15 protein-coding genes and 1 pseudogene are annotated in these 17,408 nt (G+C 55.6%); 12 read left to right on the top strand and 4 right to left on the bottom strand.

Annotated features, from left to right (window positions below):
• The first annotated feature begins 226 nt into the window (after nt 1-226).
• Nucleotides 227-2,629 carry an ATP-dependent DNA helicase gene (locus tag GS429_RS01595; RefSeq protein ID WP_201293934.1) on the top strand — a complete coding sequence of 801 codons (2,403 nt, stop codon included), beginning with the start codon at nt 227-229 and terminating at the stop codon, nt 2,627-2,629.
• A 157-nt stretch (nt 2,630-2,786) separates the two neighbouring features.
• Here GS429_RS01595 and GS429_RS01590 read toward each other — a convergent pair whose 3' ends face one another.
• The gene (locus GS429_RS01590; protein ID WP_160062086.1) at nt 2,787-3,290 is read right to left on the bottom strand and encodes a hypothetical protein; all 504 of its coding nucleotides are present in this window, start codon (nt 3,288-3,290) and stop codon (nt 2,787-2,789) included.
• Nucleotides 3,291-3,433: 143 nt separating this feature from the next.
• Here GS429_RS01590 and GS429_RS01585 point away from each other — a divergent pair, with 143 nt between their 5' ends.
• Together GS429_RS01585 and GS429_RS01580 are read left to right on the top strand one after the other, a co-directional pair.
• On the top strand, nt 3,434-8,494 hold the full coding sequence (locus tag GS429_RS01585) for an ATP-binding protein (protein WP_160062084.1): 5,061 nt from the start codon (nt 3,434-3,436) through the stop codon (nt 8,492-8,494).
• Nucleotides 8,495-8,744: 250 nt separating this feature from the next.
• On the top strand, nt 8,745-8,948 hold the full coding sequence (locus GS429_RS01580) for a hypothetical protein (RefSeq protein ID WP_160062082.1): 204 nt from the start codon (nt 8,745-8,747) through the stop codon (nt 8,946-8,948).
• Nucleotides 8,949-9,345: 397 nt separating this feature from the next.
• Here the strand turns inward: GS429_RS01580 and GS429_RS01575 are convergent, their stop codons facing one another.
• The 3 genes from GS429_RS01575 to GS429_RS01565 form a co-directional block, all read right to left on the bottom strand.
• Nucleotides 9,346-9,531 (bottom strand): hypothetical protein, encoded by a 186-nt coding sequence (locus GS429_RS01575; RefSeq protein ID WP_160062080.1) that lies wholly within the window; start codon nt 9,529-9,531, stop codon nt 9,346-9,348.
• Complete coding sequence (locus GS429_RS01570) at nt 9,528-9,881, bottom strand: HalOD1 output domain-containing protein (RefSeq protein WP_160062078.1); 354 nt, start codon at nt 9,879-9,881, stop codon at nt 9,528-9,530. The genes GS429_RS01575 and GS429_RS01570 overlap by 4 nt, the downstream gene beginning before the upstream one ends.
• 95 nt (nt 9,882-9,976) lie before the next feature.
• On the bottom strand, nt 9,977-10,618 hold the full coding sequence (locus tag GS429_RS01565) for a helix-turn-helix domain-containing protein (RefSeq protein ID WP_160062076.1): 642 nt from the start codon (nt 10,616-10,618) through the stop codon (nt 9,977-9,979).
• Between the two features lie 198 nt (nt 10,619-10,816).
• Between GS429_RS01565 and GS429_RS01560 the strand changes: the two genes are divergently transcribed.
• From GS429_RS01560 to GS429_RS01520, 9 genes and pseudogenes are all read left to right on the top strand, one after another.
• Nucleotides 10,817-11,473, top strand: a complete 657-nt coding sequence (locus GS429_RS01560) for a helix-turn-helix domain-containing protein (protein WP_160062074.1) — start codon at nt 10,817-10,819, stop codon at nt 11,471-11,473.
• Between the two features lie 108 nt (nt 11,474-11,581).
• Nucleotides 11,582-12,283, top strand: a complete 702-nt coding sequence (locus tag GS429_RS22450; RefSeq protein ID WP_328821185.1) for a DUF7344 domain-containing protein — start codon at nt 11,582-11,584, stop codon at nt 12,281-12,283.
• Between the two features lie 214 nt (nt 12,284-12,497).
• Entirely contained in the window at nt 12,498-13,202 is a 705-nt protein-coding gene (locus GS429_RS22555) for a tyrosine-type recombinase/integrase (protein WP_160062072.1), read from the top strand.
• Nucleotides 13,203-13,367: 165 nt separating this feature from the next.
• Nucleotides 13,368-13,700, top strand: a complete 333-nt coding sequence (locus GS429_RS01545) for a DUF5789 family protein (protein WP_074854621.1) — start codon at nt 13,368-13,370, stop codon at nt 13,698-13,700.
• A 319-nt stretch (nt 13,701-14,019) separates the two neighbouring features.
• Entirely contained in the window at nt 14,020-14,736 is a 717-nt protein-coding gene (locus GS429_RS01540; RefSeq protein ID WP_160062070.1) for a DUF2270 domain-containing protein, read from the top strand.
• 73 nt (nt 14,737-14,809) lie between these two features.
• The gene (gene sp36, locus GS429_RS01535; protein WP_117366744.1) at nt 14,810-15,016 is read left to right on the top strand and encodes a Sp36 family protein; all 207 of its coding nucleotides are present in this window, start codon (nt 14,810-14,812) and stop codon (nt 15,014-15,016) included.
• Complete coding sequence (locus tag GS429_RS01530; RefSeq protein WP_160062068.1) at nt 15,013-16,029, top strand: DUF7972 family membrane protein; 1,017 nt, start codon at nt 15,013-15,015, stop codon at nt 16,027-16,029. Before sp36 ends, GS429_RS01530 begins: the two co-directional genes overlap by 4 nt.
• A 225-nt stretch (nt 16,030-16,254) precedes the next feature.
• Nucleotides 16,255-16,857, top strand: a complete 603-nt coding sequence (locus tag GS429_RS01525) for a hypothetical protein (RefSeq protein WP_160062066.1) — start codon at nt 16,255-16,257, stop codon at nt 16,855-16,857.
• A gap of 178 nt (nt 16,858-17,035) precedes the next feature.
• A pseudogene (locus tag GS429_RS01520) lies at nt 17,036-17,326 on the top strand (ATP-dependent DNA helicase); the annotation flags it as partial.
• Between the last annotated feature and the right edge of the window lie 82 nt (nt 17,327-17,408).

The raw sequence follows: 17,408 nt of genomic DNA, 5'->3' as shown, positions 1-17,408 counted from the left end.
CGGAGAACGGATTCGGCTCTGACTCGTCGGTAAATCACACTTCAGCGCCGGTTAGCTGAGACTGATTTGTGAGGTACTGAACCTCCGATCGATTAAGAGTTCCACCGTAGGAGGCGTTCTATGATTCTTTTTTAGTAGAAGGGTTGAGGAACGGAGGCAATCTCCTTGAGACCAGTGAGTGAGTGGAACGGTTTTTACCTTATCAGGACGCACGTATCACTATCCCGTGTCTGAGAGCTCTGAGGTGACGTGGCAGACCTATTTCGGCTTTAGCGACCCGTACGAGAATCAAAACGACGTCATCGAGAATATCATCGACACAGCCCAGGACTCTGGATACTTGGCGATGGAAGGCCCGTGCGGAACGGGGAAAACGATGGCCTCGCTGACCGCAGCCAGCTATCTCATCCGAGAGACCGACCAGTTCAACAACGCTATCGTCGTCACCCCGGTGAAACAACAGCGCCAACAATTCGTCGAGGATCTCCGAGTCATCAACAGCCAGTTAGAGGAGCCGCTTGCCGGCGTTGCACTCGTCGGGAAACGAGATCTGTGCCCGTACGGACGCGAAGACGTGTTCCCTGACGGGAGCAGTGTTCAGGAACGATGTGATGACCTTAGAGAGGCAACTGCTGACCTCGTTAGCGAAGACAGCAACCTCAAAGTCCAACAGCAATTCGAAACGGACGCGACGCCGGACTCATCACCGATTCCCGAGGAGGAGAAATGGTGGGATCCAGCGAAAGGCCGGGTGCTCGTTGAGAACGCGCAACGAGATCCGATGGACGAGGATGCTTCACCCCTCCATACTGCTGGCAGGACTGCGCCGTACGCTCGAAACCAACCATCGACGACCCCGGAAATGACGGAGTCAGGGAACCGCCAACTGTACTGCCCGTTCGAGGCGGACTGGTACGGCCGTGACAAAGGCTCCCCGGTAACGTTCGAATCGGGGGACAACCACGTTGTCACGACCGAGGAACTCCTTCCGAATGCCGTCGAAATCGGAACCTGTCCTCACCGTGCGATGACCGTGCTCATGAAGAACGCGGACATCGTGGTTGGAAATTACAACCATCTCTTCGACGACGCTAGCCGCCATCTCACCGCCCCGATACTCGATGAGCAGACGCTCGTTATCATCGACGAGGCCCATCGGATGGAGGAACGCGTCCGAGACCTTCTTACAGACACGATCGGGTATTACACAGTCAAACGCGCTAAGAACGATCTTGAACAGGTTCTCCGGCCGGCGCGTCAGGGACCGCAAAACAAACGCGATATCAAGGCGCGGCTTGCGGCACATGACGTCCCGTTCGAGGCCGTCGAGACTGCTGAAGCGTTCTACGACGACGTGATGGAGTGGTTTGAGACTCAGGTGGACGACGAACTCCGGGACCAATTTGAGCAGTATGGAACTGGCTTGTCGTGGAACTCGCTACCGGACGAGGATATTGAGGTGCCGCTCCGGGATCCAGATGAACCTGAACCGGATGAGTTCACGCGCTGGGCTGAACAGGTCGGGTACGGCGGAGACACGTTCCGGATGCTAAGCAAGGTCGGACTCGCCGTCGAACAAGCATTAGAGCAAGAAGACATTGACCGGGACTGCGTCTGCACCGCTGTTGGAGCGCTGTTCGGGCAGTGGTGGGAACGCGACCACGTCGACTACTTCAGAGAAATCGAATTGGAGTATTCGAGGAAGGACGATCGAGATGTCGAAAAGCCGTGGATGAATTACTACAACGCGTCGCTCGTGATGTACAACTGCATGCCGTCGGAGAAAATCAAGGAAATCCTTGACGAGTTCGGCGGCGGCGTCCTCATGAGCGCGACTCTCGAACCGCTCTCTATCTTTGAGGAAGTCACCGGATTAGAAGAGTTGGCGACTGATGAGGAGGAACCGCGAGTCGTCTCCTCACGCACGTATGATCTGACGTTTCCTGAGGAGAACCGTGCCAGTTGGATCGTTGACGTCGAAGCGTTCAAAAAGCGGAATCGGGGCGAACCCGCGCTTGAAAATACGAACAGTACACGAGAGCGTTATGCCTACGTTGCACGAGAAATCGCACGCAGTCACGGGAACATCCTTCTCGCATGGCCAAATTATTCCGAAGCCGAATGGGCGGCGAACCGCCTTCGAGAAGAAATCGAGAAACCAGTCCTGCTCGACCAGTCATCGAGCCACGAGGAGACCAGGGAACTGAAACGCGAATTCGTCCACGGCGAGCCAAAAGTCCTCGTGACGAGTACTCGCGGTACGTTAACTGAAGGCGTCGATTACGAAGGTGATGAGCTGCACACGTGCGCCGTATTCGGGATCCCGCTGGTGAATATCGGATCACCCAGAGTCCGAGCCGTCCAATACGCGTACGGTGACCGATTCGGAGCAGAGAACTCCTTCACGTACGCACTGACGATCCCCGCAGTTCGACAAATTCGCCAAGCATTCGGTCGAGTCATTCGTGGACCGGACGAACGCGGTGTGCGAATCGTCGTCGGCGAGCGATTCGTTCCTGACACTCTGCACTCTGTTTACGAGTATTTCCCAGAGAAGGAGCGGGAAGAGTTTGTGCGGATGAAACCCGATTTCCTGGCATCACAGTTTAGGGATTTCTGGGAGAGCTGAACAGATCTCAATCCGTTTCTTGGTCCACTATACCGCGATACAGAACCACATTTCTATACCACACCTATGTTCTACAAACCAGGTACACCGTTGTGTTACATGAATAAATCCGGGAGCGATGAACCCGCTCTCTTATACACAGAAACTAAACGTGGTGCTACGATGCAGGGCCAGAGAGCCCTTCCTCTTCGTCGTCTGGTTCTACTGTTATTGAAACGTGGATATCATCGGAAGGGTTGAGTCCTTCTGCAAATGCAGCTCCCATTCTAATACTCAATTCAAGTCCTACCGGTTGGAACGCTTCATAGAAGAATGCCGAAATCCGCGCCCAGAGAATAAAATCTTCCATAGCCTCATCTGTTGGGTTCTCCTTGAACATCTCCTCCTGAAAGAAGAGCCCAGAAATGGGTTTCTTATCAAACCAATCCGACCGCTGGAGGATTGCGAGATCGGTGAGTGCCTTCTTCACACCTTCTTCGAGATACCACTGGTAGGCCTCTGTTGGTTCTTGCTCTCCATTCATCGAATCAAGAATCGACTGGACATCATACCCGTCCAAGAAACCACTCAACTCGCCTTGCGCTAATTCTCTAATCTCCGCTTCGTTCGGATCATCGGGAATCGGGAACCCACAGTTCCCGCAGTAATTTGCTTCGGACATCGACAGGTCTTCTCGACAGCGGATACACGTTCCCATACCGCTTCTTAACCGATATAGGACATAAATTAAGACCCCAAGCTTCAATAGTGGCAATTGGATGACTATTGCTGAACTACATAATCATAGCGTAGGAAGAGGAGTTCATGGCTGAACAGGTTTCCTCTCGCACAGTTGGCGCAGTCCCAACTGATCTCGACACCATTGCGGATGTCTTCCAGAACCACTATTCATACTATCAATCCCTCGACGGGGAAGTCGCTCACCAGCAGCAGACTGGTGAAACTCAGATTCGACGCGAATACTCTGGTCGAGTAGTGTTCGAACTGCTACAAAATGCGCTCGATCGTGCCGATGAAACCGTTGTAGTCCGGCTCGCAGAATCTTCGCGTGATGACGGTGCTTACGAGTTACTCGTAGCGAACGATGGCGATGGGATCCGTGTTGACCCATCGTACGACTATGAGAATCCGCCTGACGCCGGCGGATCTGATCGTCGCCGTCCGGATTTCAACGCACTCTGTTCGCTGCACACGTCGAACAAATCCCCGGACGAAAGCATCGGCACCAAAGGTATCGGATTCCGCTCTGTTTTCGCCCTTGGAACGCATGTTCGCGTCTGGAGTAACATCGACACCACGTCAGACTCTGCGTGGTGGGGGCTGGAAATGCACTCACCGCTTGATCAAACTACGTGGGTCAATCGCAGCGAGACGCCCGCTGTCGATCGAGGCCAGGACCGGTTTCTCAATGGCACGGTACCGCGTCTCGATGACGCAGAACCACGGCCGAGCTACCACTTCCCACTTCCGCTCTACACTGACACCCAACCAGAACCGGTCGAGAATGCCGAGGAACTTTCGACGGCTATCGTCGTCCCAATCCCTGAAGCACAGTACTCGACGCTGCGTGATCGCGTTGCGGAATTCAAATCCCACCACTTGCACTTCGTTGGTCTTGACCCTGACCGACGTGATATCACCGTTTCTTTTGAAACGCCGAGCGACGACCCACCATCATTCCAGCGTACTACCTGGCCCTCGACAGTTACCTCCGAAGTCACCCCGAAACGGCGCACAATCGCCGCGTACACCTCCTCAGCATTAGCTGCCGATGCCGAGCAAGCCGACCACGATGTTAAGGAACCAGGAGCTGCGATCGCCTGGCCTCCAACCCCGACGCGTGGTGGCGACGGCACTAGCAGCGACAACGCCACGTCAGCCAGTATCTACGGATACCTCCCAACGTTGATCGACGCCCCGTTTGGTGTTGATATTCACGGTGACTTCCAACTCAGCATTGACCGGACAAACATCAGGCTTGACGACGACCAAATGGGCCCGTACAATCGGAAGCTCCTGGAAATCGCTGCCGAGCTGCACCTCCTCCGAGCAATCCGAACTGTCGATGCTGATCTGGAACACGCCATCGAATGGACACGGATCCAGCCCTCTACGGTCACCGAAACCACCCCTGCAGCGACGCCCCAGCAGCGTCGTGACTTCTGGCAGTTCCTGAACCCAACCCAAGGCGACTCCGATGCCGCCGCACACGTTATTACCCATCTCAAAACCCTGCTGTTCCCCGGCGAAAGCAAAGACACCGCAACGTACACCCATTGGGCAGCCCTGGCGAACGCCTATTTCGAAGCCCAAGACGAGTGGCCGATTGAAACGTTCGAGCAGTTCTGGGCCGCTTCTACAGCCTGGATCGACCAGCTTTGCTCGACAAAAACCCGGCAGAAAAACTGGCGACGAACCGCACTCGCCCTCTGTAACGCCCTCCGCGAACACCACGCTACCGTCGCCCCAGTCGTCCTCACCAACGAGTCAAATGAAACAGACAGCTCAACGGCAGTGTCAGCTGTGCCGCTTCCAGACCGCGCTGACAGCGATCACCCTACCGGACACCAACACCGTCATGACCGGAAACTGTTCCTACAAAGCACCGATGCCTCAAGTCTCACCCTTCCGACAGCACTGACAGCCGACGACCGCGCCGTCACCACGTTCGATTTCGCGTCCGATCTGTACTCCCGGTCCCCAAATGCACTCAACACTACCCCGTTCAACCGATGGGAAGTCCTCCAAGAACTCCGACAACTTCCGAACGCCTCCGTCGCAGATTGGTCCGGATCGCCACTCGCAGAAACCACCGACGAAGCCGTCGCTCGCCAGCAAGAACTCATCTCATTCGCCGCAGAGCTCTATCTCCTCGACACCGGGACTAGCCACGACACGCCGACCAGCCTCACCCAGAACGGTCCCGGCTGGCGCGCACTCCCAGCCCCAAGCGACGCCGCCCGTCGCGCCGGCCGCGCCATCGCAACACTGTACCTCCCAACAACAGACGAGAAATGGGCACCCGCCCGTCAACTCACCCGAGCCGACGTTGATGAGGATCGTCTCGGTGAACTTTCAGAGGAACTCTCACTAGACGACTTCCTCACGTTCCTCGGCGTCGCCCCCGCACCACCTCACGAAGACGCACCTGCAATCACTCTTGTCGAAGGTGGTTCCGAAAACGGCGTTGTCCCTCGTAGAGACACACCACCGGCACTCACCGCTCCGGGGCCCGGTACGATGAACCTCTCCCTCGGCGACCTTCCCCCGAACCACGACGCCAACACACCCGATGGATGGTACGATGCGATCACGGCAGCCGAGCCGTGGCTACAACCGCTGTTGGACGCCGAACACGTCGCAGCTCAGACCGGCGAAGAAGGCGCTGAAGACGATGACGTCATTCCGGATCGAATCGATCTGTTAGATCCACTCGGCGAACGGGCATGGTACCCGGTAGATGACACCAGCCGCGTCTACGCGTCCCCACCAGCAACCACCGAGAACGTAGCCGGAATCCCACCGCGAGACCTGACGTTGCTGTCCGCCCAGCAACCCTATCTCGCTGAACTCCTGTGGTCCGTCGATCAAGCCGCAGTCAACGACGAACTATTGATCACACTCGGTGCCATCGATGGCACGGCACGCGAGGACCTCGCTGCTGCAAACGCAGCCCCAGCTGTCCGACTGTTAACGCAACTTCGTACGCACACGGATCCAACTGCGTTCGCCGACACACCGAGTATCCGCGATGCGTACACGGGCCTCTTCGAACGAATTCTCGACGCAATCGTTCGGAATGGGCCTTCCCAGCCCACCAGTAACGACCTTGCAGTCCTCACGTACCGACCGGCCGGTGAACAACGGGCACTCTCGACACGCCGGCTCGAATGGCGGTCCCTTGCCGACCTTGATGCAGACCCAGCCTGGATCGCCGCCTCCCCCGCCGATCAAGAAACCATGCGGCGATGCTTCCCGGACGAACGCCTCGTCACCGCCACCATCGGCCCGGAACTCCTCGATGACTATCAGCCACTGGCTGACTACGGCGTTACCATCGAGGAAACCGTGCAATTCGATGCCTTTGACGAACCTGACCACGATCGTGCCGTCGCCGGTGAAGACGTGGCGTCGACGATCGCCGATGAACTCGCCGAAATCGTGCCGAGTCTATTGGCACTCGCGGACGCCGATCAACACCTTACTGTCAATCTCACCGACGACGTTGAACAATGGGGCCCCGACGTATTCACCCCGGTCAGCAACGTCTGGCTCGAATATACCGCGACCTTCGGCACCGAAACCACCCGAACCACGACGAAACACAAAAACGACGACGGAATCGCCCTGCTCAACGCTGATTCCGCCAGCGGCGAAGAACCGGCGACAAGACGAATCATCTTCGACACAACCAGTGACGGCGACCGCCCGCCGTTAGCCGCGTTCGGCCGACCGCTGGCCGAGCTCCTGCTTGAGGACCACCACTCACAGGCTGCCTCACTCTTCGAACGCGCACTCCAAACCTACGAAACTGATCCCGAAGACCTCGACCAACTCCTCGACCGTCGTGATGCGACACCACTCGTTGAAACATACGAACACCGAATCAACCCCCTCGACACCGACCAACGAGACGCGCTACTCACCAAAACCGAGAAGGCACTCAACACGTTCAACATCGAACTCCAGACTACTGCCGTCACACGCCTCCGAACACTCACCCCAGCAGACCTCCAACCGACGCCAGAAACCCCACAGGATTTGTCTGAGGCAGTAATCAACGAAGAATTCGGTCAAATCGAGCTATCCACCCAACAGGAACCATTCCGACCCGCGGTACACTGTCGAACGGAGAACCAGCGCCGCTGGAACGAGTGGTTTGACACGTACCAAGAACACCTGGTTCCATACCTCCTTGACCTCCTCCAGTCTACCGTCTTGGAAGATATCGAGGAAGACTCCCTCACAGACCGACTCCACGAGTATATCGCAACGACGGAACTTCAGCAGCTGCAGTTCCAGCCTGACGCAGCCGTCCAGCACTGGCTCACCAAGGAAGGTGTTCCTGGCGCTGACATCCATGATGACCTTATCGAGGAAGCCAGCCAGTTCATCCCGGAGTACAAACGTGTCACAACCGTAACGAACGCAACTGATATCGATAGTAGCTGGTCACGGCACTCCCTTTCCGACCCGGAACCCTCCATGCAGGAAACCGGGACCGTTGACCAATCCGACGTGTTCGACCGTATGCGGAGCCAGAAAACCGTCGGGACGAACGCCGAACACGCCGCTCTCGAAACCATCACCGAACAAACGCACAACATTCTCGACGAGACTCGTGACCAATCCACGGTCGAAACGATTCACGGCCCCGTACAGGACGCATGGGACGTCCTGTACTGGCCCATCCCGGATGGTGGCGTCACTGCCAGTAACCTCACCTCCGCACAGCAAACCTATGAAGAAACCGGGAACCGCGACGATCTCAAAGCGGGGCTGCACCTTGCTAACGTCTGGGACGGTGCTGGCTACGACCTTCTCGGCCTCGAACGCGACTCAGAAAACCGTGTCCAACCAGTCCGATACGAAATCAAAGCAATCTCCGCAACTCGCCCAGTCGTCGGCCTACACCTGACGAGCAAGCAACTCGCCGTCTACGAAACCGTCCGTGATGATGAGAACGACGACCAAAGATACGCTGGTGACTGGCAACTCTGGGGTGTTGAAGACGACGGTACCGCGACTGAATTCACCGACACCCTAGACGAACTCCCCAACGATGCCCTCGACAAACTTCGGACCGAAGGCTTCGAACACGACGGACTTATCCTCCGCGTCACCCGCACCGAACCCACCAATTGACGAGTCAGTTACCAGGCGATCCGGCTCTGTTGAAATCCTAAAGTTGTGATAGGTTTTACGCGTCGTGCGAGATACAGAGGATGAGTTCAGCACAACAACGCCATTTGTTTCGCGTCGAAGATATGAACCAACCGATCAGTAGAACTGCTTACTGAACAGGCGTTACAATCTGTCTCTCGCTTAATCAATACTAATGACTTCTGTGAAAACCTCTGGTGTTTATTCGTGTTCGGGACGTTACACGGTAACCATGACTGAAAACGATATGCCGAAAGATGCTCCTCGTAATGATCCCCCCTCTGCCGACGAAGATGTAGCGAAGCTTCGGCTGCAACTCAACCATTTCACCCTTCTCGAATTAGAAGAGGAAGGACTGGTGAGGTGGGACAAGGACGAACACACCGTGAGGAAAGGACCAAAATTTGATGAGAAGAAGGCTATTAAGAATTTGTAAACGACGTATGATGCAGTTAGCAACCTTGTTTACTGAATTGACCGATTCAGGCCGATGATCCTAACGAAAGTGGATGAATCAACTGCACACTATACGTGCGAGAAGCAATGAGGCGCGACCTCGAAGATCGACTCACAGAATAGGAATATAGTCACGTATGCGATGACGAACCTCCGCACGACTGGATGTCGGCTGTTCCACGACAACTGTGGCACGAACGCCTCAAAGCGTGGCGATACTACATCGGAGAATCTTGAAATCCATGCCACTGAGCCGGAGCAACATTTTCACCGTTCTACTTATGGGTGAAACGGGTGACATAGTCACAGAATCAGTGCCAGAAGAAGCGGGCAATGAGCAGTTGATCCGCTTCAATTACCCACGATGACGGCTTCGTCTACTCCGAATCCTCGTTCTTTTGCACTTCAGTGACGATCACGTCCCAGTCCGGATGTTCGGAACCATTCCGACATTCCCACCCTCCTTCGACGTCGACTCCGTTGTTGTACGCCCGACGAAGGAGCGCCTTTAGTTCGGTGTTTAACTCTTCTCTGGACGTAAGCGCCGTCTCTTCGGTGGTCATGTGTGCGGGACACCCTCGTTCAGGTCGTCGATTCGATCGTGTCCTGGTGGACCGATTGCGACCACACCGTAGCTGTAGACGGTTATCGCGTATTCCGCGATGGTAAACGTGACCGAGAGATTTCCGTTCGTCGCGTCCCGAAGGTGGACGAGTTCATCGAGTGCGCCAGTGTCTATGGACGCGTGGAGCGGTTCCAGTTCGGTTGGATCTCTATCCGTCACATCCGACAGCGCCGCGACGACGGCCATGCTTGTACTGGTCGTATCCTGATCGTACTGGGCTCGGTACGTTTCTGACTCGCGATGATACTCCACCGACTCCAACTCGACACCGGCCCGTGTGGCTATCATACTATTCTACATCATCATAGCGGCTTGAATCGGTTGAACAGGCATACTGACTATACAGCAGGTATAAATAGGGCTGCCGAGCGTTTCGGTCGAGCCTATGGAGTGATGAGCGTCCCGCCAATGAGCCGTCGATGCCCGCGTCTGAGTCGAGACGAAAGCGACTGTTGGGTGATTCCGAGCTCCTCGGCAACGTCTTCGAGCGACGCCTCACGTGGAGAATCGAAGTAGCCGCGTTCGTAGGCCAACACCAGCGCCTCTCGCTGGGTGTCAGTCAACTCGTAGTCGTCTCCCTGTATCGGGAGCAACGCGTGCACGGCGGTGATTTCGATCGATATACCGTCCTCCTGAGCGGTGGTGCGAAATTCGCTGATCTCCTCGTGGCTCTCACCCCGGACCTCGAAGTCCCACCCGTCTTTCGTCCCGACCGCGGAGAGAACGGCGATGTTGTCCTCGGCGAGGGCGTTCAAGATGCCAGCGTACTCTTGATCCCACTCTGCACGCATGAGATACTCGTCCTCGACGCTATCGATGAGATCGATGCTGTTCACACCAGGGTGGGCTTCGAAACAGGCTTCAATATCATCGGGATCCGCACCACGGACCCAGAAGTACGGAATTATCAGGGTCTCCTGTGGGAGGAGTCGCTCCATTTCGAGCGTCACCTCCGGCACGTTTTCGAAGATCGTCCCCAGCGGAAATTCGTCTGCCGGCATCGTGAACTCCATCACGGTCGCCATACCGACCGATTCGTCACGAAGGCGGATAACCGACGTGGGTGGTGTACCAAGGCCCGATCACGATTAGCCCACACGAGGTGGATGACGGGCTTGGTGAGGGATATAGGACGGGAATCGGCGTCAATTTCGCGCAGGCATGGTGTACCAAGCCGCTCCGTTTTGTACGGGCAGGACCAACCATGGTGGCATGAGCGAGTAATGAGTGTCATTGCTGAAGTTCGCATTCCATCCGCTGACTTCGAACTCGGACGGATTCTCCGCGTCGAGGGGGTAACGTCCATCGAGCTCGAAAACCTCGTTCCGATTGGTGATGCCACCGTTCCGCTTTTCTGGATCCACAACTCGACACGACAGTCGTTTCTCGAAATCGTTCAACGCCACCCGGCTGTCACCAGCGCATCGGAGGTGGATGTGTTCGACGACCGGACGCTCTTCACGCTCGAATGGGATGCGAACCAGGACCACGTCTTCCGAGGAATCAGTGAGAGCGAGGGGCAGCTATTGAGCGCCATCGGAACACCCGACGCGTGGGACTTCGAGTTGCGATTTCCCAGCCACGGCGCCCTCAGCAAGTTCACGACGCACTGTGAGGATGCGCAGGTCTCGGTCGAGACAACTCGCGTATATAATCCAACAGAACCGGGCGACGGTCCGTGGTACGGCTTGAGCGAGCCCCAGCGCGAAGCGATCCGTCTCGCCGTCCAGAAGGGGTACTACGACATCCCGAGAGGTTGTACGACCAAGGATCTCGCAGACGAACTCGGGATATCCGATCAGGCCGTGACGGAACGACTCCGTCGTGCTATCGTGGCGCTCGTCACGTACACACTCATCCCCGCCGAGTCAGGGACGTGAACCGTGTCCCCCTCGTGCACCATGGCAAAGATTCACAGAGCTTGCACGTTACGTAGTGAGTATGCACCGTAATCCGAGAGTGGAACGATTGACCTCCGGAGAAACCACATGACGGCCAGTACCCTCGAGAGTGGGAAATCGATCCCTCTCGATGTGGTTCTCTCGGCACTCGCCAACGAACACCGGCGGGCTGTCCTTCGATCACTGAACCAGACCGAGGGGGAGGCGATGGAGGTTAGCGCACTCGTAGACCAAGTTTCCGAACACGTTCGAGATGGAGAACTCCCGGACGACGACCACCGACAACGCGTCCACACTGCACTTCACCATCTCCATCTCCCAAAGCTGGAAGCGTGCGGGATGATCGTCCGCGATACCGAGATGAAGCCACAGTTGTCATCGTCGGGTCGCAGTGCAGCCGAGATGCCAGCGGTTCTCAATATCGACAGAGTGATGAGTAGTTCCATCGACTCCGACACGGTTCTCGGCCTATGTGCGGATCAACACCGTCGCATCGCGCTTGCAGTACTCGCGAACGAGCAGCGCTCGTTGACGAGGAACGATCTCACAAAAGCCATCGCCAAACACAACCATCACGTGCCCGTTACGGAGATGCCGAAGGAGCGCCTCTCAGAGGTACAAATCTCACTTCACCACGTGCATCTCCCGAAGATCGAGGCGGCTGGGCTCGTCAATTACGATCAGGAGCGGGGGCTGGTGGAGCCGACCGAGCAGTTCGAGGAGGTACAGCCCCAGCTCTCAGCGCTATTCGAAGCAGATCTCGATCTCGAATCGCCTGTAGAGCTATAATCGTGGTCGCTCTGATCAACAATGACGAGAGACAACAATGCACCTCTCCCCTCCGGACCTGACGGTCAATAGACCTACTGTACTGACCGATCACTACCATTCACAGATTGGCACTCGTCTCGTGGCACATTCGCGCCGTCTATGCAGCAGAAGGGCAATTGGTTGTCATTGGTTTGGGGAATACTCATTCTGGGTCACCCCACTCCTGTAAAGGATGGTTCACCAAGGAACGTCGAAGAACGAATGGGCCGACCGACACCGACAGGCACTGACCACCCGCCATTCCCACGAGGATGTACTCAACGACCGAGAGTTCGAACTACTGTTAGAGGCGTGCGGAGATTTGCCAGCACCGCGTGGCTTTGAGACACGGTTCATCTGTCTACTCGGTGGTCGGCTTGGCCTCCGCGCTGGAGAAATAGCACATTTTCACACCTCCTGGTTAGATTGGAACCGCAAGCTCATCCGAATACCACAGCACGAACCATGTGACTGTGGCTACTGCCAGCGACAGGCTCGCCAGGAGGTCGCCCACAATGACCAACTGACTGAAGCCGACGCTCTCGCTTCACGCTGGCATCCAAAGACCGTCGCTTCAGCTCGGTCAATCCCCTTCGATCTCTCACTGCGAATCGAACTCTGTATCGAGCGGTTCGCAAACCGCTACAGTGGCTTCCCACGGTCGCGGTCAACGGTTAACCGGCGCGTCAAAGAAGCCGCCGACCAAGCGGATCTTACTGGACGAATCTATCCACACTGTCTGCGGGCCACTGCGGCCAGCCACCACGCGTACAAGGGTGTAGCTCCGGTGCCGCTACAAGCACTGATGGGATGGAGTGACCTTGTTACCGCCCAGAAGTATATCCGGATTTCCGGAACCGCGACCGCTGATGCACTTCGTCAAGTCCACCACAGATAACCGAATTGTCCCCCTTCTGCCTGATTACCCAGTGCTGCATAGAGAGGATGTAGTCAGCACAAGGGCTACGTTATTTTCTCCAAATGAATCCTGAATTAGCCGATAGAATGTGCCTGCGAACCAACCGCCGAGAGTTATATTCGTCTGGATCTCCTACTGTTGTATATGGCAGATGATAAACAGGGTCGAGATGAGCAAGCAGATCGTGAAGAGAATCGTCAGCGTGAGCGAGAATTAGAGGAGGCTAAAGCCCGCGGCGATGAAAAGGAACCGCTGTTTGATGACGAAAGCGTGCGGCTTGGTGATCTTGATGAAGCGCTCAAATCGCACGACTATCCGACCACGACAACTGAGTTGGTTGAGGCCTATGGCGATTATGAACTTGAAATTCAGGGCGGCAAGAAACCCCTGGAGGAGGTACTCTCTTCAACTGATGACCAAACATATGACTCAGCCGAGGACGTTCGCAGACGGATACTGGGACTCATAGGCCGATAGCACAATCCCCAAGACACTCATCTCACAAATTAGACCGCCTGTGTTGACCGATCCGACCTGGTCGAATCAGGAAATAATTCTGTGCGAGATACGCGCCTTACATCTTGCACGCTCGGTTCGATCTACCTAACAGCTGTCAGAAACAGCGTGCGAGATATAGAGGGTACAGTTAGCACTACACACTGGTTTATTTCGACGGCGTCTGTCCGAATTGACTAGTAGGACTGTGGTGCGTACTGTTATGATGTTCTCCAGTACATGACACTCAGATTACGCCGTCACCATACCTGCTTATGGAGCGAGGAGATGTCTCTCCTCTATGACCGATTCGAATAGCGACGAGTTCGACCCAACAGCACCAGATCAACGGGAGATCGGTCGTGAAATGGTTGACGACAGTACGGGACTCGGTTCGGTGATGGCCCATGTCTATCGCGGAGAGATAGACCGAGTGGGGACGTGGCGGGAGCGCCTTGACGAGACAACGACGTGGGCGGTGACGCTGATGGCGGCAATCTTGACGTGGGCGTTTTCGAGTCCCGATAACCCACACTATATCTTGCTGGTCGGGATCCTTATCGTCACCATCTTTCTGGGGATCGAAGCACGGCGGTACCGGGACTACGACGTCTTTCGCTCTCGTGCTCGAGTCATCCAAGAGAACCTGTTCGCAAACGCCCTCGATCCGTCCCAAGGCGTTGAAAGTCACGACTGGCGAGCGGAACTGAGCAGGGACTATCGCAGGCCGACGCTGAAAGTCTCGTCACACGAAGCACTCGCAAACCGGCTCCGGCGTGTGTACCTTGCTCTGCTCAGTGTCCTCTTGGTCGCGTGGGTCTTCAGGATTACAGCGTTCGCACCGCGCCAGGACTGGCTGACAACCGCTGAAATCGCCCGTATCCCCGGGATTGCTGTGGTTGCCGTTGTGGGTGTGTTCTACGTCGTACTGCTGGGCGTCACCTTCTGGCCCCACGAGCGCCATGCTAAGGGTGAATTCCGTGAAGGGGACCCGGACGACTGGAAAGAGAACCGATAAATTCGTTCTCCGTATAACGTACAGTCTCGGTAGTGGAGCGGGATATAGAGGGCTGTAGTACCTACTAGTAGTGATGTCCGAATCAGAGGCGATCCGCTGGGAGTACGAGACGCTTCGACCACCGCGCGATGAGAGCCAAAAAGAAGCAGAGGATCCGAAAGCAGAGTTGAATCAACTCGGTGCAGAAGGCTGGGAGTTTGTGGAGACAATCGACTACGAAGGAGGCGGCACCAAGTACCTCGTTTTCAAGCGACCTGCCCAATCGGATGAGCCAGTATGACTGACGAGACCGACATCAGTACGGCCAATACGATGCGTGAGCGCTCAGGCGAGAGTCGGATTAAACTCTGGTTGCTGCTGCGCGCGAACCGTCTTCTCGTCTCCAGCATCCTGACCAGTGCCGTGTTCGTCGCATTCGTCATCGCCGTTGCTGTCCTTGATCCACCGTTTTCACAGCAAATCGAGTCCGGTAACATGATCAACACGATGTTCTCAACGATGATCACGGTCATCGTGACTGGGACGACACTCGTCGTCACGATCGGTCAACTCGTCCTCTCCCAAGAGAACGGTCCGCTCGGCGATCAACGCGAGCGTATGTCCAGTTCGATGGATGTCCGGGACTTTACTGAAGAATTAATCGGATCTCCGAGTCCTGCCGATCCATCCGAATTCCTCCGGCAGATCATCGGGATCACGGCACAACGGGCGACGGCCCTTCGAGAGTCCATTGACAAGAATGATAACGAGAACCTCCGAGAAGAAGTCGATGAATTCGCTGAAAGCGTCACTGGGAACGCTGACACGGTGCATGACCAACTTGAGGATGCGCAATTCGGCTCGTTCGATGTGTTATTCGCTGCACTAAATTTCAATTATAGTTGGAAAATATTCCAAGTTGAGCGTCTAGCGGACGAGTACGAAGAGAGCCTCAATGAGGAAGAACGCGGTTTGCTTGACGACCTCAAAACAGCGCTGTCTCTGTTTGGTCCGGCGCGCGAACACGTCAAGACGCTGTACTTCCAGTGGGCACTCATCGACTTGTCTCAGATGATTCTCTATGCTGCAGTTCCGGCATTGACCGTTGCGGGTATCATGGTCGGAATCGTCGATGCGGGGACGTTCCCAGGAAGCACACTCGGTCTCAATCACATCATCCTCGTCGTGGGCGGTGCGTTTGCGGTGACGCTCGTTCCATTCATGCTGTTCGTCTCGTACGTCCTTCGCATCGTCACCATAGCAAAACGGACACTTGCCATCGAGCCGCTGATCCTCCGCGAATCACAACGCTAAGATCCGACGCAGTATCTTGTTCCTCTGTCTCTACCAATTCGTCTTCTCACCAACGGCTGAGATATCAGTGACCGATACGCGCTGTGTATTCAGCACGGAGTTCGTATCTGACTGGAAGGATTTCAACAAAGCCGGCGATCCCTATTGATTCGCCACAGGTTCTGGACAGAGTATATCGTGCCCAGTGGAATTATTATGTGACAGAAATATATCTGAGTAGATTTCATGGGTGATAACTCACCGCAACCATCGGCTGGGGAGGGAAAGGAAACAGTCGCAGAGATGATGCAGCATTTACCTGCGGCGAAGGAATTAGATCGATCAACTCTTGACCGCAATCAACGTCAACCCAAGACAAAATTACAGCGTGAATTCACGAGCCGTACTGATGTCGCGGTGTTAGCGAAAAATTATGAGACGCGGTTAGAAGAGACCGTGGAGTTTGAAGCGGTCACGCATCGGTCGAATAGTGTCTGGAAGACAGTTGCTATGGGTGTTGAGGCCCACGGTCGACTTCCTCTGTACTATCGATTAGGCGAGATGGTCGCGTACAAAGGTTACATTACAGATGTCATAGTCGAGCCAGACCCGACGTCCGAAAAAGCAGAGAAATTCCTGGATCACGTAACTGAAGACGACACCTTTGCGGAGTCAAATGATCCCCTCGGAAAGATGGCATACATTGTCCGAGGTGGAGAACGAATTGAGGAACCGTTCCCGCAGACAGAGCTGGTGAAAGTAACCAACGATGAGAATATCGCCGAAGGTTATCGATACCAGCCGGCCCACGTCTACCAACGTGACGGCGACTTTCCTAACTTTCCATAGTAGTGAACTGGTCGGACAGTCACTGAAGAGAACTCCATAGGACCCACTTGCCCATGGAAAGGCAATAGTGTAGAAGTCAAATCCGCAGAAGGCAACGATTTCGGGGTACTGTGGTAGAGGTTGAAATCTGGTTTCTGTCTTGAGAGTCCAGTTAGCTACTAGTAGATCAGAGTCACGCTACCACGCGTTCGACCCCCGAACCACTGGCACCTTTACGGGTGGCTTGCTCGACGATTCGACGTTCGTCGTCTGCGACGAGGCGCACATGTTAGAGCCCCGCGTTCGGGACCTCGTCAGCGACGGCGTCGCCGACGCGACCCTGCGGGACGCCGAAACCGAACTCTCGAGGGTCATCCAGCCGATCAAGTTCGAACGTGAGGGTCGCAACGCCCAGGGTGGCTCCAAGACGGCGGACGCCGACCTCGTGCGGGCGGAACTCAACGACAGCGACGTCTCCTTCGAGGAACTGTACGTGTTTAGCCCCAGCTGATTTCGTTAGTATCTCGTAGGGGGCGATCTACGGTGGAGATATGCTTTGTCGGCAGGGGTCA

Source organism: Natronorubrum halalkaliphilum, assembly GCF_009834785.1.
Taxonomy (GTDB): Archaea; Halobacteriota; Halobacteria; order Halobacteriales; family Natrialbaceae; genus Natronorubrum; species Natronorubrum halalkaliphilum.
The sequence above is the reverse complement of the archived record's forward strand: the minus strand, read 5'-3'. Positions and strand labels throughout refer to the sequence as shown.